Genomic DNA, 20374 nt, shown 5'->3' on the forward strand with positions numbered 1-20374 from the left:
TCTTTCTCTATTTTATTTGTCTGTTTAAACTCCCTGCCGCAAAAGATTTCCTCTTTCAGATGGGAAAAAAACTTTCCGCCGGCTCCTTTCTCTGAAGGCCTGTGTCACCTTCTCGAATTTCGAAACAGTGACCAGATTAGTAAGATAATCAGAATCGGAGTGGCATAGCGGAACAGAAGGGCAAAAATACCTCCGATAATAGACAGGACAGAGATCATCACCAGTATCACAACTGCAAAAATCAGGAATTTCCAGTACCACTTGTTCAAGTTAAAATAGTGGAAGCCTGTGCGCTGTTTTTCCTGTCTGTCATAGCCTGTATCATACTCCCGGCCAAATCCCTGGGAGCCGTATCCGGAATAGGAACTTTCCTGGCTCTCATACTCACCGGCTCCGCTGGTATCGATAATCGTCTTTGCAATAAGACGGGGACTCCCTATCTCTTCAATCACCTCAGACTCTGAGCGCCCCTTCGCCACCTCCTGGGAAATATAGTTATCATAGTAGCGGAGGTTATCGGAAACTGCCCCTGCCGGAATTTCCCCCTTCAGTGACGCCTCCAGCTCCTTTAAAAATTCTGCTTTTCTCATGTATATGCTTCTCCTAATATTTTGCCGTTACACTGCTTTTCTGACAGAATAATAGTATCACAAATCAGTTTTTTTAGCCAGCCCTGAAAATGCTGTAAACCGTATCTTCCCTCTCCCCTGCTGTCCTGCTATAATAGAGGGCATAAACCCCTATGAAGGGCAGGGCCGGACAGCCGGCAGAAACGAAGGCAGAGAGTTTCTGAAACTGCCGCTTCTAAATTACAACCAAGGAGGAAACCATATGATTACTGAAGCCATCTCTCCCTCTGAGGAGCTGTACGTCTTCGGCACAGGAAATGCCGCAGTCACCCATTGCTACAATACCTGTTTTGCGATCCGGACTGAGACTTATGTGCCTGGCAGCGGCTCCCGGGAAGAATTTTTCATGGTGGACACAGGCGGCGGAAACGGGATTTTCGGGATTCTGGAGCGCATGAATGTATCTCTTTTTCACATCCATCATATTTTTATCACCCACGAACACACCGATCATCTGTTAGGCATTGTCTGGATGGTGCGCATGATCGGCACGCAGATGAAAAAGGGAAGTTATGAGGGAACGCTGTCCATCTACTGCCATGACGGCCTTGTGGAAACCATAAAGACCATCTGCCGCCTGACCCTGCAGAAAAAGTTCTATGATTTAATAGGCGACAGAATCCTTCTGATTCCAGTGAGTGACGGGGAAACACGGGAAATTCTCGGCTATCCGGTCACTTTTTTTGACATCCACTCTACGAAAGCCAGGCAGTTTGGCTTTACTTTCGTGCTTAAAAGCGGAAAAAAGCTCACCTGCACCGGAGATGAACCCTTAAGCGAGTTGTGCGAGCCTTATGTCAGAGACAGCTTCTGGCTCCTCCACGAGGCCTTCTGTCTCTACAGTGAGAGAGAGCAGTTTTCTCCTTACGAAAAACATCACAGCACAGTCAGAGAAGCCTGCCAGCTGGCTGAACGGCTGCATATCCCAAATCTTGTGCTCTGGCACACCGAGGAGAAGAACCTCAGCCGCCGCAAAATTCTCTACACAGCGGAGGGAAGAAACTACTACAGCGGAAACCTGTTTGTGCCTGATGACGGGGAGATTCTGAAGCTTTAGGGCTCCTTCACCGGTTTTATCCCGTCAGGACCTGCCCCAGCATATGACGCAGGCACCCACCCTTACTTGTCTCTGCTCTCCTTCTGCTGTTCCCCCTGATCGATCTTTCGATCCACAAGATGATAGAAGGTCATGGTGGTTGTGGCTACCAGCTTTTCCCTGTCGTCAAAAATCTGGCAGTCACAGACGGAAAAGGTCCTCCCATATTTCACCTCTCTGGCTTCTGCTGTCATCTTTCCATCGGGCTTTCCCGGGCGCAGAAAATTAATGGAGCCATTTACTGTAGTCACTCTGTGCCCATGGCCCATGATGGCAGCCCCTGACACTGTGTCTGCCAGGGAAAACAGACAGCCGCCATGAATGATTCCAAGGGGATTCAGATGCCATTCCTTTACCTCCATCTCTCCCCTGGCGAACCCCTCGCCCCTCTCGACAATCCGAATTCCAAGAGCATCTCTAAAACCTGCAGAGTCTGTCTTCTGCTCTGCACCTCTGTTTTCTTTCCCCTGTCCTTCTGTGTTTTTTCCCTTTTCTGTGCAATCGTTGTAATGATCTCTGATCAGTTCCATTTCTTTTATCTCCTTTATCTGTCCTCGCAGCCTCCGGCGGAATTTAGCGCCCGGATTTCAGCAGTACATGCTGAAACCGGTATGCGCAGGTATAATGACCGCTCTGCAGTTATTGTACCACATCCTTCATCCTTCAGAAAAACGAATGTCACGTTTTGTCATAAGCGAAGCCATGTCCTCATATGATTATAATAAGCATTTTCGGCCGGACGAAGCGTTTTCCGGCTCTTTTATTGGAGGGATGTCCTTGCACAGAGCATGGAAACGAATTTCTGATACTTATGAACGGATTCTGCTTTTCTTTTACCGCAGACGCACCAGGCTTCTCATAGCAGCCGAGATTCTGGCCTTCTGTATCCTGATGGGAGGCTGGTACCTCAAATCAAATCCCGCTTCCCCTGCCCTCTCCAGTCTCCTCTCCCTGCTCCCCGGCACGGAGGGCTCAGAAGAGGGCAAGGAGAAGGATTTCATCAAATGGGTAGATTTTGACGTGCCGGAAGCGGCGCTGACTAAGGCCTTCCGCTATGATGTGGACACCTGCCAGCAGCAGATCCATCTGAACTGGATTGAGCTTCTGGCCTATCTCGGGGCAAAATACGGAGGCAATTTTTCCAATTACAGGGAGGCCGATATGGATGCGGTGGCATCAAGTCTTCAAAGCGGAGCTTCCATGGAACAGCTCACCGCCTCCATGAAATACTACCCTTATTACCTGGAAGCCTACACGGCAGTCCTCGGCGGAATGGTTGGTTATTACGAAATCGAAATACCGGCCTCCGAGGCTCCTCCCTTTGCCCTGGCAGACGCTCAGATCTATGAATCGAATCCGGCAGCCGGGCAGACACAGTCAGGCGGTGAAAGCGCCCAGAGCCCAGCGCCCGAAAAGGTGTGGGTGACAAAATACGGCCTGAAAGCCTTCCTTCCCATTGCCAAAAATTTCCCCTACTCCGACTACAATGACTTTGGCGTTTCCCGCTCCTACGGCTACAGCCGGAAGCATCTGGGCCACGATATGATGGGGCAGACGGGAACTCCCATTATTGCGGTGGAATCCGGCTATGTGGAATCCCTGGGCTGGAACCAGTACGGAGGCTGGCGAATCGGAATCCGCAGCTTCGACAAGAAACGGTACTACTATTACGCCCATCTGCGCAAGGATTACCCCTACCAGAGCACACTGAGCGAGGGAAGCATTGTGACCGCCGGAGACGTGATCGGGTATATGGGGCGCACCGGCTACAGCGCTTCGGAAAATACCAACAATATTGACAAGACGCATCTCCACTTTGGCCTTCAGCTTATTTTTGACGAATCTCAGAAAGAAGGGAACAATGAAATCTGGGTGGACTGCTATGAACTGATGAAATTCCTGTCCATCAACCGCTCTGAGGCTGCAAAAGTAGAGGGCACGAAGGAGTGGTCCCGGGTCTACGATATGAAGGACCCTTCAGTCACTGCCATCCAGTCCGGAGTGGAAAACGGGCCGTCAGACTGAAAAGAACCGGTGCATGGATGATCTCACAATCACCATGCACCGGCTCTTACCCAGAAGCCTAATCATGAAGCTGCATCCTGGCCCCGGTTCCTGCCCGGCTCTGTACGCTCTTCACGAAGCTGCCTACTCGGCACTGTTATCCTCCGGGACAATCAGATTCAGGAAGAATACAATCAGGAAGGATACCATCAGGGAACTTCCGAAAATGTTTTTAATCAGCTGCGGACAGAACTGAAGGATGGAAGGCACGCTGTCAATTCCGATGCCGATGGCCAGGGCAATCCCCACAATCATCTTGTTCCTGTAATTTAAAGGCTGTTCTCCCAAAAGCTGAATTCCTGACATGGTAATGGCCGCAAATACAGTCACCGTAGCTCCGCCTAACACCGGCTGCGGAATTGTCGCCATCAGCGCGCTGAACTTGGGGCATAAACCGGCTGCCAGCATAATCACGCCCACAATCAGGAACACCTTTTTTGCCACTACCCTGGTGGTACAGATAAGTCCCACGTTCTGGCTGTACGGATCTGTAGGCAGACCGCCGATGCAGGCTCCGATCATACCACAGATGCTCTGTCCCTTAATCGCGCCGCCCAGCTCCCGATCCGTGGCCTCTCTTCCAAAGCCGCCCATAGCGGTGGAGGACACATCGCCGATCGTCTGTACGGCCTGAACCACATACATCAGAACCATCATAATAATGGCATCCGGCGGGAACTCAAGCCCAAAGTAAAACGGCCTCGGCAGAGCAAAGAAGCCCGCCTGTCCCACCTGGTTGAAGCTGACCATATCTCCCATCGCCAGGGCAATCACATAGCCCACGGCAATTCCTATCAGCATTCCCGATACCTTAACGTAGCCCTTTCCAAGAAGGCTGCATGCAAGAGTGACCGCCAGTGTCACTATCGCCAGAATCCAGAACCGTCCGGAGCCGAAGGTTCCGTCTGCCTGCGCTCCGGAACCGCCGCCCATGTAGGTGATGGCTGTCTTATAGAGAGACAGACCGATACTTAAAACAACGGTTCCGCTGACAATGGGAGGGAAAAATTTCCGCAGTTTTCCCATAAACATGCCGATAAAAATTGACAGAAATCCAGCCACAAGCTGTGAGCCGAAAATAGCGGCAATTCCGTGCTGAGTTCCTATCATCGTCAGGATCGGCATATAGGCAAAGGCAACGCCCATTACACTTGGAAGCCCCATTCCAAATCCCCAGACAGGGTAGAGCTGAAGCAGGGTGGTGATGCCGCCGATAATCATGGCAGCCTGCGTCAGCATAATCTCTTCCTCTGGCGGAAGGCCCAGGGTCCCCGCAATCAGCATCGGGGGAGTAATGTTTCCCACAAGCATGGCAAGGACATGCTGCATGGCCTGGGGAAACGCAAGTCCGAAGGACGGCTTTCCGTCGAGTCTGAAAAGCTCTGCATTTTTCTTCTGTTCCATCGTGTTTTACCTATCCACTTTCCTCAAATTTCCACAGTGGACAATATCACACGCAAATTGCTCTGTCAACAGACCTGTCCATGGATTTAACAGTATCTTAACACCCCTCTGAGCTTCCCTCTCCTGACTGAAAATCCTACCGGATCACCCGGACACGCTTCATTCCGCTGATCTTTTTCAGCTTTTCGATGGTTTCGCTGTCTGCCTCTGTCTCCAGATCGATCAGCGTATAGGCATATTTGTCGCGGCTCTTGTTGACCATGTTGGCAATATTCATATCCGTTGCGGCCAGGATAGCTGAAATCTGGCCAATCATGTTCGGAATATTCCTGTGGAGGAGAGCCACCCGGCTCACGGAAGCGCACACGCCCATATCGCAGTCGGGATAGTTAACGGAATGATGGATATTTCCATTTTCCAGATAGTCCATCAGCTCCTTTACAGCCATCACTGCGCAGTTGTCCTCCGACTCCTCCGTGGATGCGCCCAGATGGGGAGTCGCAATCACATGCTCCATCTCCATAACAGCGGGATTTGGGAAATCCGTCACGTAGCGCTTTACCTTTCCGGAGGCCAGCGCCTCCTTCATATCAGCGTCATTTACCAGCAGATCCCTAGCAAAATTCAGGATCACCACACCGTCCTTCATCTTTCCGATGCTCTCTTTTCCAATCATCCCTCTGGTGGAATCCAGGAGCGGCACATGGACGGTAATATAGTCGCACTCACTGTAGATGGCGTCAATATCTGTGATATGGCGCACATCCCTGGAAAGCATCCAGGCTGCACTGACAGAGATAAACGGATCATAGCCGAGCACCTCCATTCCGAGGGATGCTGCCGCATTGGCCACCTCCGCTCCGATGGCTCCCAAGCCGATCACACCCAGCTTCTTTCCCCGGATCTCTGTCCCCGCAAACGCTTTTTTGGCTTTTTCCATATCTTTTGCGATATTTTCATTGCCGGCATTTTCGCGGCACCAGCCGATGCCTCCTGTCACGTCCCTGGCAGCCAGAAGCATCCCGGCAATCACCAGCTCCTTGACGCCGTTGGCGTTGGCTCCCGGGGTGTTAAACACCACAATCCCCCGGGCTGCACACTCGTCTAATGGAATATTGTTGACCCCGGCTCCGGCTCTTGCCACTGCTCTGAGACTTTCGGGGAACTCCATCCCGTGCATGGAAGCGCTTCTGACCAGAATGCCGTCTGCCTCCTCCATCCGATCCGTCATCTCATATCCATCTGTAAAAAGCTCTGTCCCGTATCTGGAAATCGGGTTCAGGCAATGAATCTTTCTCATGTTTCGTCCTCCCTGCGCCTTTTCTTCTGTCTGCTCTACAGATTCTGATTCCGGGCCTCAAAATCCCTCATAAATTCCACCAGCTTTGCCACTCCCTCCTCAGGCATGGCATTGTAAATACTTGCCCTCATTCCTCCGACCGTTCTGTGTCCCTTCAGATTGACAAATCCGGCTTCCTTTGCTTCCTTGATGAATTTCGCATCCAGCTCCTCAGAGTCTGTCACAAACGGCACATTCATCAGAGAGCGATCCTTCTTCTCCACGGTTCCGCGAAACAGTCTGCTCTCATCCAGGAAATCATAGAGAATCTTTGCCTTTCTCTCATTTATCTCCTTCATAGCCTCAAGACCGCCCTGCTTTTTCAGCCACTTGAAAACCTTTCCGCACATATAGATGCAGTAGGTAGGCGGGGTATTATAGAGAGAGTCATTGTCCGCGTACGTCTTATAGCGCAGCATAGTAGGTGTCCCCGGCAGAACGTCCTCGGTAATCAGATCCTCCCTGACTATGGCAATGGCCATACCGGCGGGCCCTACGTTCTTCTGAACGCCTCCCCAGATGATCCCGAACTTTGAAACGTCCAAGGGCTCAGAGAGAAAGCAGGACGAAACGTCTGCCACCAGAGGCTTTCCCTTGGTGCCGGGAAGCTCGTGAAACTTGGTTCCGTAGATGGTATTGTTCAGGCAGATATACACATAGTCTGCCTTGTCATCCACCGGAAGATCCGAGCAGTCGGGAATGTAGCTGAAGGTTTTGTCCTCGCTGGACGCAATGGCATTGGCCGTCCCGTAGAGCTTCGCCTCCTGCCATGCCTTCTTGGCCCACTGGCCTGTTATAATGTAGTCTCCCACTCTGTTTTTCATCAGGTTCATGGGAACCATGGCAAACTGCACATGGCCGCCGCCCTGGATAAACAGCACCTTGTAGTTGTCGGGAATATTCATAAGTTCTCTCAGATCCTTCTCTGCCTCGTCGAGAATATCCTGAAAATCCCTGGAGCGGTGGCTCATCTCCATCACTGACATCCCGCAGCCCCTGTAATCCATCATCTCTGCTGCCGCTTCTCTCAACACTTCCTCAGGCATAACTGCCGGCCCTGCCGAAAAATTGTAGACTCTGCTCATATTCGCTCCTCCTCTTATCCTTTTTCATACTCATTTGGGGAATTTCCCTGGCATTTCAGACGGCTCTCCCTTTTCTGCCGTTTCCTTCCTCTGCCTTATTTTTCCCGGCCCCTTATCTTGCCTCGATTCTCAGATCGATCTCGTCAAAGGCATCCTCATTGGGCTTGCCTGCCGGAACCATGGGGAATACCTTGTCGTCGCTTCCGATCTGGCAGTCGATGACCACCGGTATGTTCAGCTTCAGAGCCTCCCGAAATGCCGGTTCAAATTCTTCCTTCTTCGTCACCCGGAAGGCCTTTGCGCCGAGCCCCTCCGCAACCTTCACAAAATCCACCTGATCGTCCAGAACCGTCTGGGAATAGCGCTTGCCGTAGAACAGTGTCTGCCACTGGCGCACCATTCCGAGAACATGGTTGTTCAGCACAATCTGGATAATCGGAATATTGTAGCGGGTTGCCGTTGCCACCTCGTTCATGTTCATCCGGAAGCAGCCGTCACCTGCAATATTGATAACCGTCTTATCCCTGCAGCCCATCTTTGCGCCGATGCAGGCGCCCAGGCCGTATCCCATGGTCCCCAGGCCGCCGGAAGAGAGGAAGGTTCTGGGCTTTTTGAATTTATAGTACTGTGCAGCCCACATCTGGTGCTGGCCCACATCTGTGGTGATAATAGCGTCCCCCTCTGTTATCTCATAGATCTTTTCGATAACATACGGCCCTGTCAGAACCTCTTTATTATAGCGCAGCGGATACATATCCTTCATGCGCTCGATGTGGGCGATCCATTCATCATGGTTCATGGGATCCAGCCTTGCGTTCAGCCTCCTTAAAATCACCTTCACATCCCCGATCACGCTGGCGTTAGTCCTGATATTCTTGTTGATCTCCGCAGGATCCACATCGAGCTGAAGGATCTTGGCCTTCCTTGCAAAGCGGGAGGAATCTCCCACCACCCGGTCGCTGAACCTGGCGCCCACTACAATTAACAGGTCGCACTCTGCCACGCCGAAATTAGAAGTCTTTGTCCCGTGCATTCCGATCATGCCGGTGTAGAGCTCATCTGTACCGTCAAAGGCCCCTTTTCCCATAAGGCTGTCTGTCACCGGAGCCTGAATCTTGTGGGCAAAGGCTCTCAGCTCCTCGGAAGCATTGGCGGAAACGGCTCCTCCTCCTACAAAGATAAAAGGCTTTTTGGACTCCCGTATCATGGTAAGCGCCGTTTCCAGATCTTCCTCCGTGATCGTATCAGACTGAGGCTTCACCTCCTCCGGCTCCTGCCTCTCATACTCACACTCTGCAGAGGTTACGTCCTTAGTGATATCCACCAGAACCGGGCCCGGCCTGCCGCTCCTTGCGATCCGGAAAGCTCTCCGGATCACGCCGGCCAGCTTTGTCACATCCTTTACAATAAAATTGTATTTCGTGATAGGCATTGTTACGCCTAAAATATCGATTTCCTGGAAGCTGTCCTTGCCCAGCAGATTCACCCCTACATTGCAGGTGATGGCTACAATGGGGATGGAGTCCATATAGGCGGTGGCGATTCCCGTCACCAGATTCGTAGCCCCCGGGCCTGAGGTGGCCAGGCAGACGCCCACCCGGCCTGTTGCCCTGGCATAGCCGTCAGCCGCATGGGCCGCCCCCTGTTCGTGTGATGTCAGTATATGTGTAATTTCATCCTGATGCTTGTAGAGCGCGTCGTAGATATTCAGGATAGAGCCGCCCGGATACCCGAAAACTGTATCCACTCCCTGCTCCTTCAGGCATTCGATGACAATTTCTGATCCATTTAACTTTTTCATCTGCCTCTCCTTTTTGTTCCCTGTCTTATTTGCTTTTTGGAATCTCCAGCACAGCCCCCCTGTTCCCGCTTGTCACCATGGACGCATAGCGGGCCAGATAGCCGGTGGTCACCTTCGGCTCCCTTGGCTGCCATTTTGCCCTTCTTCTTTCCAGCTCCTCATCGGATACAAGCACATTCAGGGAGTGATTGTCAATGTCGATGGAGATCCGGTCTCCCTCTTCTACCAGGGCAATGGGGCCTCCCACAGCCGCCTCAGGCGAAACGTGCCCGATAGACGCTCCTCTGGAGGCGCCTGAAAATCTTCCGTCTGTGATGAGAGCGACGCTCTCTCCCAACCCCATCCCTGCGATGGCGGAGGTAGGGTTTAACATCTCTCTCATGCCGGGTCCTCCCTTTGGACCCTCATAGCGGATAATCACCACATCGCCTGCCACAATCTTTCCTCCCTTGATAGCGGCAATGGCATCCTCCTCGCAGTCAAACACCCTTGCAGGGCCTTCGTGCCTGAGCATCTCCGGGGCCACCGCAGACCGCTTTACAACGGCTGTATCAGGGGCCAGGTTTCCTCTCAGAACTGCAATTCCCCCTGTCTTGCTGTAGGGGTTGTCAACAGGCCTGATTACCTCCGGATCTCTGTTTGCGCAGCCCTCGATATTTTCTCCCACCGTCTTTCCTGTCACAGTCATGCAGTCCAGATTCAGCAGGCCTTTTTTAGACAGCTCATTCATGACCGCATAGACGCCGCCGGCCTCGTTTAACTCTTCGATATAGGTGGGGCCAGCCGGAGCCAGGTGACACAGGTTCGGAGTCCTTGCACTGATCTCATTGATCAGATCCATATTCAGATCAATGCCTGCCTCGTGGGCAATGGCCGGAAGATGAAGCATACTGTTTGTGGAACATCCCAGGGCCATATCCACAGTCAGGGCATTTAAGAAGGCCTTCTCCGTCATAATATCCCTTGGCCGGATGTTTTTCTCATACATCTCCATGACCTTCATGCCGGCGTGCTTGGCCAGCTTGATTCTCTCAGAATAGACAGCCGGGATCGTTCCGTTTCCGCGAAGTCCCATTCCGAGAGCCTCTGTCAGACAGTTCATGCTGTTGGCCGTATACATGCCGGAGCAGGAGCCGCAGGTAGGGCAGACCTTATTCTCGTACTCGGTCAGCTCCTCCTCTGTGATTTTTCCGGCTGCATAGGCTCCCACTGCCTCAAACATGCTGGAAAGGCTTCTCTTCTTCCCGTTTACATGGCCTGCCAGCATAGGACCGCCGCTGACAAACACAGTGGGCACATTAACCCTGGCGGCGGCCATCAGAAGGCCAGGCACATTTTTGTCACAGTTGGGAACCATCACAAGAGCGTCAAACTGGTGGGCAAGAGCCATACACTCCGTAGAATCGGCAATCAGATCTCTGGTCACCAGGGAATACTTCATGCCCACATGCCCCATGGCAATGCCGTCACATACCGCAATCGCGGGAAATACCACGGGAGTTCCCCCTGCCATGGCCACACCCAGCTTCACTGCCTCCACAATCTTGTCAAGGTTCATATGTCCCGGCACAATTTCATTGTAGGAGCTGACAATTCCCACCATGGGCTTTTTCATTTCCTCCGGTGTCATGCCGAGAGCATTTAAAAGGGATCTGTGGGGAGCTGCCTGGGATCCCTTTTTCACTGCGTCACTCTTCATATCTGTTGTCTCCTTTTCTCTCATATTTTCAATTACTGGAATGATACTGGAAGCGCTGTTCAACCGTCTCTGCCTCTCTGTGCAGCACTCCGGCTGTCCGCGGCTCCCTCCCGATTTATGGAAAATGCTGCCAAGGGGCTCTCAGGTCCCCTGGCAGCGTGCTGTTTCAGTGTAAAACGTCTCTCCATGCTGTCGCTGCAAGCAGCTTACAGCCGTCTACCGAATCCGCTGGCAGATCAACTCTCCCATCTGTCCGGTTCCCACCTGGACACAGCCTTCTGACATAATGTCGGCTGTCCTGTATCCCTCTTTCAGCACCTGCTTTACGGCTTTTTCCACAGCCTCTGCCTCCTTATCCAGGTCAAAGGAGTAGCGCAGCATCATGGCCGCTGAGAGAATGGTTGCGATGGGGTTTGCAATATCCTTTCCCGCAATGTCCGGCGCTGAACCATGGCTGGGCTCGTAGAGTCCGAACTTTCCCTCATTCATGCTGGCAGAGGACAGCATCCCGATGGAGCCTGTGATCATGCTGGCCTCATCAGACAGAATATCGCCGAACATGTTCTCAGTGAGGATCACGTCAAACTGGCCCGGGTTCATCACCAGCTGCATGGCACAGTTGTCAACCAGCATGTGTGTCAGGGTTACCTGCGGATAATCCCCGGCCACCTCCTCCACTACCTTTCTCCAGAGCCTGGAAGAGTCCAGCACATTGGCCTTATCTACGCTGGTCACATGCTTCTTCCTCTTCATGGCAATATCGAATGCCTTTACTGCTATTCTGCGGATCTCATTTTCATTATAAACCAGGGTGTCAACAGCTGTGGTGACTCCGTCGACCTCTTTCGTGTAGCGCTCGCCAAAGTAGAGTCCTCCTGTAAGCTCCCGCATAATCACCATGTCGAAGCCGTCACCGATGATCTCGGATTTCAGCGGACAGGCTCCTGCAAGCTCCCCGTAAAGGCAGGCCGGCCGGATATTGGCAAACAGGCCCAGGCCCTTTCTGATGGCCAGGAGTCCCGCCTCCGGGCGCAGGTTCGGTGCCGCATCATACCATCTGGAATTGCCCACATTTCCTCCCACTGCTCCTAACAGGACGGAATCACTCTTCCTTGCCGTTTCAAGGGCTTCATCCGTCAGCGGCACTCCGTGCGCGTCGATGGAAACGCCTCCCATCAGAACCTCTGTGTAGTCAAAACTGTGCCCATAGACCTCTCCAATCCTGTCCAGTACACGGCACGCCTCCCTGACAATCTCCGGTCCGATCCCGTCACCCGGAATCACTGCAATGTTGTAATTCATCCTGCCTCTCTCCTTTACTACCTGGTTTTTCGAGCGATATTTTTCGTGCTTCTTTCCATAATATCTTATTTATCCGCATTTTTCAACTGCAGGACGGCTGTTTGCAGAGAAATACCTATAGGAATTTGGAATTTATCGTATAACCTGAAGTTATTTCTCTTCCATAAATACCGGCGTACGCAAAAAGGAGCCATATCCAGACAAATGCCTGGAAACGGCTCCTCTCTGTGACTGCGTCTGTTTAAAATTACAGCTCCGGCTTCTCAACCTGTACAATCGCATCCTTGCGCATCGGAATGCGGCAGTTCTTATTGCTTCCGAATTCCACGATTACAGTGTCATCTGTCATGTCGATGATCACACCGTACATTCCGCTGGATGTTAAAACGCTGTCGCCGACTGCCACACTGGCCAGAAGCTCCTGCATTTTTTTCTTCTCTTTTTTCTGAGGTCTGATAGCGATAAAGTACATAAGTCCAATAAGAAAGACAAAATACACTATCCATCCTGCTGTGCCCATGTTTTTTCCTCCTTAATCCAGATCCGCCGCCTCGCTGCGAAATCTTAATTTTTCTCTCCCGCTGCCATGCCGGAGAGCTTTCTCTCCTTGTACTCTGCATAGCAGTGATTGTCGATTGCGTCGCGAATCTCCTCCATCATTTTATTATAAAAATATAAATTATGCAAGACACATAATCGCATACCGAGCATTTCTTTTGCCTTCATCAGATGGCGGATATATGCCCGGCTGTAGGAACGGCAGGCCGGACACTGGCAGCCCTCCTCGATCGGCCTCGGATCCAGCTCGTATTTGGCATTGAACATGTTGAGCTTTCCGTGGTTGGTATACACATGGCCGTGGCGGCCGTTTCTGGACGGATAAACGCAGTCAAAAAAGTCTACGCCTCTGTCCACTGCCTCCAGAATATTGGCAGGTGTTCCCACTCCCATCAGATAGGTTGGCTTGTTTTCCGGCAGGTGGGGAACGACGGCATCGAGAATCCGGTACATTTCCTCATGACTCTCCCCCACTGCCAGTCCTCCCACTGCGTACCCGTCTAAATCAAGAGCCCCTATCTCCTCTGCGTGGGCAATCCGGATGTCCTCATAGACAGCTCCCTGGTTGATTCCGAAGAGAAGCTGCTCTCTGTTTACCGTATCGGGAAGGCTGTTTAACCGCTCCATCTCAGCCTTGCACCGCTTAAGCCACCTGGTGGTGCGCTCCACGGAATTCTGTACATACTCGCGGCTGGCCTTGCTGGGCGGGCACTCGTCGAAAGCCATGGCAATCGTGGAGCCCAGGTTTGACTGAATCTGCATGCTCTCCTCCGGTCCCATGAAGATCTTCCTGCCGTCAATGTGGGAGTTAAAATACACTCCCTCCTCCTTGATTTTTCGCAGCCCTGCCAGGGAGAAAACCTGAAATCCACCGGAATCGGTAAGGATCGGGCGATCCCAGTGCATAAATTTGTGAAGGCCGCCGAACTCCTTGATCAGCTTATCCCCCGTTCTCACATGCAGGTGGTACGTATTTGAAAGCTCCACCTGGGTCCCGATTGTCTTTAAATCGTCTGTGGAGACGGCTCCCTTGATCGCCGCCACAGTCCCCACATTCATGAACACAGGCGTCTGTATTGTTCCGTGGACGGTTTTCATCTGCGCTCTCTTTGCGCGCCCGTCCTTTGCCAGAATCTTGTATTCCATCTTCTTTCTCCTGACTTTTTGCTTCAGTTGACAGTTTCTCAGACATCAAAGTGAATTATGCCATATCAGCCAAAAAGAAAAGCAGGGAAGCGCTGCTTTCGCCCCGGCAGGCTGATCTGCGCTCCCCTTCGCTGCTTCTCTTTTTGTTTTCTTTTTTATTTTCTCTCTTTATTTACTGTTTCTTTTTGTTTTTCTTTTTTTCCCTGGCTTCCTTCTCTCTGGCCCTTGCCTCCTCCTTAGCGGCTGCAAGTGCTTTTTCCCTTCTGCGGTTCATCTCAAACCACAGGGAGCCTGCCAGGCAGACTGAGGAGTAGGTTCCGCAGACAATGCCGACCATCAGCGGAAGGGCAAACTCCCGGATGGAGGAAACTCCCATGATATAAAGTACCAGAACCATCACAAAGGTGGTAAGAGAAGTGTTTACGCTTCTCGTAAAGGTCTGAGTAATACTCAGGTTTACGATCTCCTCAATGGTCTGGTCATGGCGCTTCTCCTTCAGGTTCTCCCTTACACGGTCAAAAATAACAATTGTCGCATTGATGGAATATCCCACAATGGTGAGGATGCAGGCGATAAAGGTGGAGCCTACCGGCCACTTGAATGCCGCATAGCAGGCAATCACAACCAGCACGTCGTGTATCAGCGCCAGAACGGAGCTGGCGGCAAAGCGAATATTTTTAAACCGGAACCAGATGTAGATCAGCATGCAGATCGTCGCGATGACTACAGCCACAAACGCATCCTGCTTCATCTCCTGGCTCACTGCTCCCGAAATACTTTCCGCTGTAATCTTTTCCTTCTCTACGCCGAAGCTGTCCTCCATGGCCTTCTCGAACGCTTCACGTTCCTCCATATTCAGAGTTCTGGTCTTGATGATCACCTCATTGCTGCCGCTGACTCTCTGGGTCTGTACATCAGCGTCCCCTGTAATCTCCTCCACTAACGGCACAACCTCAGATTCAATGCGTTCCTGGGACATTTCCTCGTTGAAAGTGACGTTGGTGGATGTTCCGCCCTTAAACTCCATGCTGTAATTCAGGATGTCCCCTGTGGAGGATTTATTGATTCCCATAAACACGAAGCCCGCCGCGATCGCTGCCAGAGACAGAGCAAAGCATATCTTTCTGTATTTAAGGAACGGCTTTGCCGGTTTCTCCTTTTTCGTTCCATAGAACTTGGGATTCTGGATTCCCATCGCAAACATCGCGTTCAGGGCAAACCGTGTCACAAAGAGAGCTGTGAACATGGAGAGGACGATACCGATGGCCAGCGTGGACGCAAAGCCCCTTACTGTACCGGAGCCTCTCCAGAACAGGACAGCAGCGGCAATCAGAGTTGTCACGTTTCCGTCCACAATGGCGGAGAGAGCCTTCTGGAAGCCATTCTCAATGGCTGTCTTAACAGATTTTCCTGCCCCGATCTCTTCCTTGATTCTTGTAAAGATGATAACATTGGCATCCACAGCCATACCGATGGAGAGAATGATTCCCGCCACGCCAGGAAGGGTCAGCGTCACGTTGAAGGACACCAGGAGAATGAGAATCAGTCCCACATAGAGGCAGAGGGCAATGACAGAAGCCAGTCCCGGAATCAGATAAACGGCGATCATGAACACCGCCACGATGACAAATCCTACCACTCCGGCCTTCAGGCTTGTGGTGATGGCCTGCTGTCCCAGCTTGGCGCCAACCACATTGGAGCGAAGCTCCTCAAGCTCCAGGGACAGGGAACCGATGCGGATGGTAGAAGCCAGGTTCTCCGCTTCCTCAAAGCTCGCCATTCCGTCGATCGTACACTGGCCTCCTGTGATAGCCTCCCGAACAACCGGAGCGGAGACTACCTCGTTGTCGTAGATAATGTAAATAGGCTTTCCGACACCGTTGGTTGTGGCGTCGGCAAAGGCCTTCGTTCCCTCCTCTGTGAAGGTAAGGGATACCACATATTCCTTTCCTGTGGTGCCGTCTACCATACCTGCCTGGGCAGCCGACACCTGATCTCCGGTGAGGATAGTTGTTCCTTCAGAATCCATAAATATCAGGGATCCCGGCTTTCCAAGCTCCGCCAGGATTGCGTTCGCATCGGAAACGCCTGGAATGTCGATGTTAATGCGGTCGTTTCCCTCCTGGTAAACCTCCGCTTCTGTGCTGTAATTCTGCACCCTCTGCTGGAGTTTGTAGATCGTGTCTTTCATATCCTCCGCAGAAGGATTCTCTTCTTTTGCCTGGTAGGTAATGCTCACGCCTCCGGCCAGGTCAAGGCCCAGCTTGATGTCATCCATATAGCCGTAGCCGAAAAATCCGGCCAGAGCCACAAGGAGCAGGAGGAGTGCCAGCCTCAAAAGACCTCTTCCTTTACTGTTCTTCATTGCAATTCTCCTTTACTTCATTTTCATCGGCCAGCGCCGCTTTTATCATGATAGAACACTCAATACGCTTCTTCTGCATCTCGCATCCGATATCATAAGCGTCTGTGATAGAGCCGTGGAAGTTGTAGGAGTTGGCTGCGCAGCCGCCGCTGCAGTAGAATCTGGCAAAGCAGTCCCTGCACTTGTCCTTGGCATAGACATTGCAGAGCTTGAACTCATTGCAGATTTCCGGGTGTGTGATGCCCTCGTCTACATTTCCCAGAAGGAACTTGTCAATTCCCACGAACTGGTGGCACGGATAGAGATCGCCCCATGGGGTGACAGCCAGGTATTCAGTTCCTGAACCGCAGCCGGACAGGCGTTTGGCCACGCACGGTCCCTGGTTTAAATCCAGCATAAAGTGGAAGAAGGTAAAGCCCCTTCCCTCCTTATGGCGCTTTACATATTCCTTAGCCAGCTTGTCGTACTCCTCCATGATCTTCGGGAGATCCTCCTCGCGGATGGAGTAGGGCTCCTCAGGGGCAGCCACAACCGGCTCGATGGACATTTTCTCAAAGCCCAGATCGGCAAAGTGCAGCACATCGTCTGCAAAATCCAGATTGTTTCTCGTGAAGGTTCCGCGCACAAAGTAATCCCTGTCTGCGCGCAGCTTCGCAAATTTCTGGAATTTCGGGACGATCAGATCATAGCTTCCCTTTCCGTTTCGGAAGGGGCGCATTCTGTCATTGACTTCCTTGCGGCCGTCGAGGCTTAAAACCACGTTGCTCATTTCCTTATTGCAGAACTCCATGATCTCGTCGTTTAACAGAACTCCGTTGGTGGTGAGAGTGAAACGGAATTTCTTGTTGTGGGGTTTCTCCAGGGAACGGCCGTAGGCCACCAGCTGCTTTACCACGTCCCAGTTCATCAGCGGCTCTCCGCCGAAGAAATCTACCTCCAGGTTAATCCGGTTGCCGGAGTTTGCCACCAGGAAGTCTAAGGCTTTCTTTCCCACCTCGTAGGTCATAAGGGCTCTTCTGCCGTGGTACTCTCCCTCCTCGGCAAAGCAGTACCGGCAGGCCAGATTGCAGTCATGGGCAATATGCAGGCACAGAGCCTTTACCACGGTCTTTCTCTTTTTGAAATCAATTACATAGTCCTTATAGATGTCGGCAGTGAAGAGCTGCTCCTGGTCGATCAGCTCCTGAATGTCGGAAAATGCCTCCTCCATCTCCTCCTGCCGGTATTTTCCCTCTAATTTTCTGCAGATCTCCTGCTTTGCCTCCTCCGGGATTTTCTGAGGCTCGGTCAGGTTATCGATCGTTTCAGAAAGAAGTGCGATCATATCATAGAGCAGCGGATCGACCACATGGACAGAGCCGCTGTTCACATCCATTACGATATAGTAACCGTTATTAATATACTGATGAATCACAGATTTTCTCCTTGTCTAATCGTTTAACATTTCTGTCCCCCGGGGCACACCCCCGTGCGGACAAACTAGAGCCCCTGCAACCGGTGAAAATTGCAGGGGCATCAAGCTGCCTTATGACTGCCTGACATTCAGGCACTGTTTCCTTAAACTAGCGATCCTTGTTCTCGCAGCTCTGGTTTCCTACTGTACAGGAAGTCTTGCATGCGGACTGGCAGGATGTCTGACATTCGCCGCAGCCGCCCTTTTTCATTGTATTCTTTAATGTGTTTGTGCTTAAAGTCTTAACGTGCTTCATGCTGTATGCCCTCCTATCATGGATTTCGATATAATTTCGTAGAGATTATATCACATGTTTTCCCTCAGCGCAAGCACAAGCGCAGATGCAGCGGCACCGGAAAAAGCCGGCAAAGCTACCTGTCCGCATACTTTTCGCGAAGCCGGAATATACATGAAACAGATCAAATCAAAATGAGGGGTTTTTATGGGAAAATCAAAACTGCAGGCCATGCTCCGATCGCTTCTGGCTTCCTACCTGCTTACTGCCATATTTCTGGCTGTTCTGGCTTTTCTGCTCTACCGGTTCCGCCTTAAAGAGGCTCAGATCAGCCTGGGCATCAATGTGATTTACATTATCGCCTGCCTGATCGGCGGCATTCTGGCCGGAAAGGCCATCCGCCAGAGGCGCTTTGTCTGGGGACTTCTCTCCGGGGCCCTCTACTTTCTGATCCTTCTGGCCGTTTCCTTTGCCATGAACCGTACTCTGGGCTCTGACACAAAGGAGCTTATGACGGTGTTTCTCATGTGCGCAGGCAGCGGAACTCTGGGAGGGATGCTCAGCTGATTCTCTCTCCCGGCCATTTTCTGCTTTCTCCAGGACATCTGTATCTGTATCAGCTGCATCACGAAGAGAAGGGGAAACGCCCGCACTCCGGCAGGCGTCTCCCCTTCTCCGATCGTCTTTTTTATTCCGGCTTCCAGCTCTGCCTTTTGGCTGTCTGGATTCCGGATTTTTATGAGCGTTCTTTTTTCTCTTCTTTTTTCTTATCTTCCCGCTTTTCCTCCTCTTCCTTGAGGCGGGCAGATACAGCCTGAACCGGGTTCAGAATGTACATATGGATTCGGTCAATCCGGTTTTTTTCCACCCGGTCTACCACCAGACGGACATTGTCAAAAACCACATCCTCCCCCTCCTCGGGAAGGTGGTCGAGAAGGCCGATGACAAGGCCTCCCAGGGAGTCATAGTCCTCTGATTCCAGCTTAAGCTCCAGCCGGTCATTCAGATCGTCGAGCTTCATGGAACCCTCCACCACGTACTCGTTCGGTGCAACCTCCACCAGCTCGTTTTCCTCGTCTTCATCGTACTCGTCGCGGATTTCTCCCACGATCTCCTCCAGCATGTCCTCCAGCGTGATAAGTCCTGCTGTCGCCCCATACTCGTCGAGAACAATGATGATATTGACATTCGCCTTCTTCATCTCCACCATGAGCTCGGAAACCTTCTTGAACTCATAGGTGTAGTACGGCGCTCTCAGGTAATCGCGGACGGAAAATCCCTCCTTCTCCCCTGCCAGCAGAATGTCCTTGATATTTAAAATGCCAATGACATTGTCCGTCGTGTCCTCATAGACCGGGAACCTGGTGTACTTCTCCTCCCGGAATATCTCAATCAGCTCACTGTAGGTTGCATTTACATCCACAAAGGCCATGTCGATGCGGGGAACCATAACATCCTTTGCCACGGAATCGCCGAAGTCAAACACATTGTTGATCATCTTTTTCTCTTCCGTTTTAATAACTCCCTCCTCATGGCTCACTTCCACGATGGTGCGCAGCTCATCCTCTGTGATGGACTCTGACTTCTTGTTCGGATCCACCCCGAGCAGCTGCAGTACCAGCATGGATACCTTATTGATCACGAAAATCACAGGAGTCAGAACAGTCATCAGAACAAAAATCACCCCCGCGCATCGCAGCGACATTCGCTCGGAGGAAATCGTCGCTGACGTCTTAGGGGTAATCTCGCCGAAAATAAGAATCAGGAACGTGATCACACCTGTGGCAGCACCGACCGCCTCATTGCCGAACAGCTTGGAGGACAAAAGGGTTGTAAGGGAAGAAGCATACATGTTTACGATATTGTTTCCAATCAGAATCGCACTCAGCATCTTACCAGGATTTCCCGTAACCTTGAGAACCATGGCGGCCCGCGTATCTCCGGCATCCGCAAGCGTCCTCATCCGGATTTTGTTTACAGTGGTAAGAGCCGTTTCTGACGATGAGAAAAATGCAGAGAGGGCAACTAAAATAAGAATTACCAATAATTGTATGGCGTCACTCGACTCCAAAAAAATCAACCTCTACTTTCTTTTTGCTGCCTGGGGCGTATCCCCGGGCCAGACTGTTTTTACTGGTAATTTTACACGAATCCCCTTTTTCTGTCAATCCTTGTTTTGTGGGGGTATCCGTCTTCTG

17 protein-coding genes are annotated in these 20374 nt (G+C 51.6%); 3 read left to right on the forward strand and 14 right to left on the reverse strand.

The features are described from left to right. Positions 1 to 104 precede the first annotated feature (104 nt). The gene (locus LK436_RS15700) at positions 105 to 590 is read right to left on the reverse strand and encodes a DUF1700 domain-containing protein (protein WP_008395543.1); all 486 of its coding nucleotides are present in this window, start codon (positions 588 to 590) and stop codon (positions 105 to 107) included. A 241-nt stretch (positions 591 to 831) separates the two neighbouring features. Between LK436_RS15700 and LK436_RS15705 the strand changes: the two genes are divergently transcribed. Next, positions 832 to 1686 (forward strand): MBL fold metallo-hydrolase, encoded by an 855-nt coding sequence (locus LK436_RS15705; protein ID WP_008395544.1) that lies wholly within the window; start codon positions 832 to 834, stop codon positions 1684 to 1686. A 62-nt stretch (positions 1687 to 1748) separates the two neighbouring features. Here LK436_RS15705 and LK436_RS15710 read toward each other — a convergent pair whose 3' ends face one another. Then, positions 1749 to 2255, reverse strand: a complete 507-nt coding sequence (locus LK436_RS15710; RefSeq protein ID WP_008395545.1) for a PaaI family thioesterase — start codon at positions 2253 to 2255, stop codon at positions 1749 to 1751. 67 nt (positions 2256 to 2322) lie between these two features. Here LK436_RS15710 and LK436_RS15715 point away from each other — a divergent pair, with 67 nt between their 5' ends. After that, positions 2323 to 3750, forward strand: coding sequence for a M23 family metallopeptidase (locus tag LK436_RS15715; protein WP_008395546.1), 1428 nt, complete (start codon positions 2323 to 2325; stop codon positions 3748 to 3750). A 123-nt stretch (positions 3751 to 3873) separates the two neighbouring features. On the opposite strand, the gene LK436_RS15720 is transcribed toward LK436_RS15715, so the two are convergent. The 11 genes from LK436_RS15720 to scfA form a co-directional block, all read right to left on the reverse strand. Continuing rightward, positions 3874 to 5193 (reverse strand): uracil-xanthine permease family protein, encoded by a 1320-nt coding sequence (locus LK436_RS15720; protein ID WP_008395547.1) that lies wholly within the window; start codon positions 5191 to 5193, stop codon positions 3874 to 3876. A gap of 136 nt (positions 5194 to 5329) precedes the next feature. Then, positions 5330 to 6493 (reverse strand): phosphoglycerate dehydrogenase, encoded by a 1164-nt coding sequence (locus LK436_RS15725; protein WP_008395548.1) that lies wholly within the window; start codon positions 6491 to 6493, stop codon positions 5330 to 5332. A gap of 35 nt (positions 6494 to 6528) precedes the next feature. Next, a complete protein-coding gene (gene serC, locus LK436_RS15730) occupies positions 6529 to 7617 on the reverse strand; it encodes a 3-phosphoserine/phosphohydroxythreonine transaminase (RefSeq protein WP_008395549.1) in 1089 nt (362 codons plus the stop codon). A 112-nt stretch (positions 7618 to 7729) separates the two neighbouring features. Beyond that, the gene (gene ilvB / locus LK436_RS15735; RefSeq protein ID WP_008395550.1) at positions 7730 to 9418 is read right to left on the reverse strand and encodes a biosynthetic-type acetolactate synthase large subunit; all 1689 of its coding nucleotides are present in this window, start codon (positions 9416 to 9418) and stop codon (positions 7730 to 7732) included. Between the two features lie 25 nt (positions 9419 to 9443). Next, positions 9444 to 11117, reverse strand: coding sequence for a dihydroxy-acid dehydratase (gene ilvD, locus LK436_RS15740; protein WP_021966129.1), 1674 nt, complete (start codon positions 11115 to 11117; stop codon positions 9444 to 9446). A gap of 216 nt (positions 11118 to 11333) precedes the next feature. Next, positions 11334 to 12419 carry a 3-isopropylmalate dehydrogenase gene (leuB, locus tag LK436_RS15745; RefSeq protein ID WP_008395553.1) on the reverse strand — a complete coding sequence of 362 codons (1086 nt, stop codon included), beginning with the start codon at positions 12417 to 12419 and terminating at the stop codon, positions 11334 to 11336. Between the two features lie 247 nt (positions 12420 to 12666). Continuing rightward, positions 12667 to 12939, reverse strand: coding sequence for a preprotein translocase subunit YajC (gene yajC / locus LK436_RS15750; protein WP_008395554.1), 273 nt, complete (start codon positions 12937 to 12939; stop codon positions 12667 to 12669). 44 nt (positions 12940 to 12983) lie between these two features. Further along, positions 12984 to 14123 (reverse strand): tRNA guanosine(34) transglycosylase Tgt, encoded by a 1140-nt coding sequence (gene tgt, locus LK436_RS15755; protein WP_008395555.1) that lies wholly within the window; start codon positions 14121 to 14123, stop codon positions 12984 to 12986. Between the two features lie 172 nt (positions 14124 to 14295). Further along, positions 14296 to 16488, reverse strand: coding sequence for a protein translocase subunit SecDF (locus tag LK436_RS15760; protein WP_008395556.1), 2193 nt, complete (start codon positions 16486 to 16488; stop codon positions 14296 to 14298). Next, the gene (gene scfB, locus LK436_RS15765) at positions 16475 to 17902 is read right to left on the reverse strand and encodes a thioether cross-link-forming SCIFF peptide maturase (RefSeq protein ID WP_044930402.1); all 1428 of its coding nucleotides are present in this window, start codon (positions 17900 to 17902) and stop codon (positions 16475 to 16477) included. Before scfB ends, LK436_RS15760 begins: the two co-directional genes overlap by 14 nt. Positions 17903 to 18050: 148 nt before the next feature. Then, positions 18051 to 18197 carry a six-cysteine ranthipeptide SCIFF gene (scfA, locus tag LK436_RS15770; protein ID WP_008395558.1) on the reverse strand — a complete coding sequence of 49 codons (147 nt, stop codon included), beginning with the start codon at positions 18195 to 18197 and terminating at the stop codon, positions 18051 to 18053. 186 nt (positions 18198 to 18383) lie between these two features. On the opposite strand from scfA, the gene LK436_RS15775 reads away from it, so the two are divergent. Then, positions 18384 to 18743: a TIGR04086 family membrane protein gene (locus tag LK436_RS15775; protein WP_008395560.1), complete on the forward strand. Its 360-nt coding sequence runs from the start codon at positions 18384 to 18386 to the stop codon at positions 18741 to 18743. A gap of 169 nt (positions 18744 to 18912) precedes the next feature. Here LK436_RS15775 and LK436_RS15780 read toward each other — a convergent pair whose 3' ends face one another. Continuing rightward, positions 18913 to 20256: an HlyC/CorC family transporter gene (locus tag LK436_RS15780; RefSeq protein WP_008395561.1), complete on the reverse strand. Its 1344-nt coding sequence runs from the start codon at positions 20254 to 20256 to the stop codon at positions 18913 to 18915. Positions 20257 to 20374: the final 118 nt, after the last annotated feature.

Origin of the sequence: Clostridium sp. M62/1 (genome assembly GCF_020736365.1) — a bacterium.
Classification (GTDB): domain Bacteria; phylum Bacillota; class Clostridia; order Lachnospirales; family Lachnospiraceae; genus Otoolea; species Otoolea saccharolyticum_A.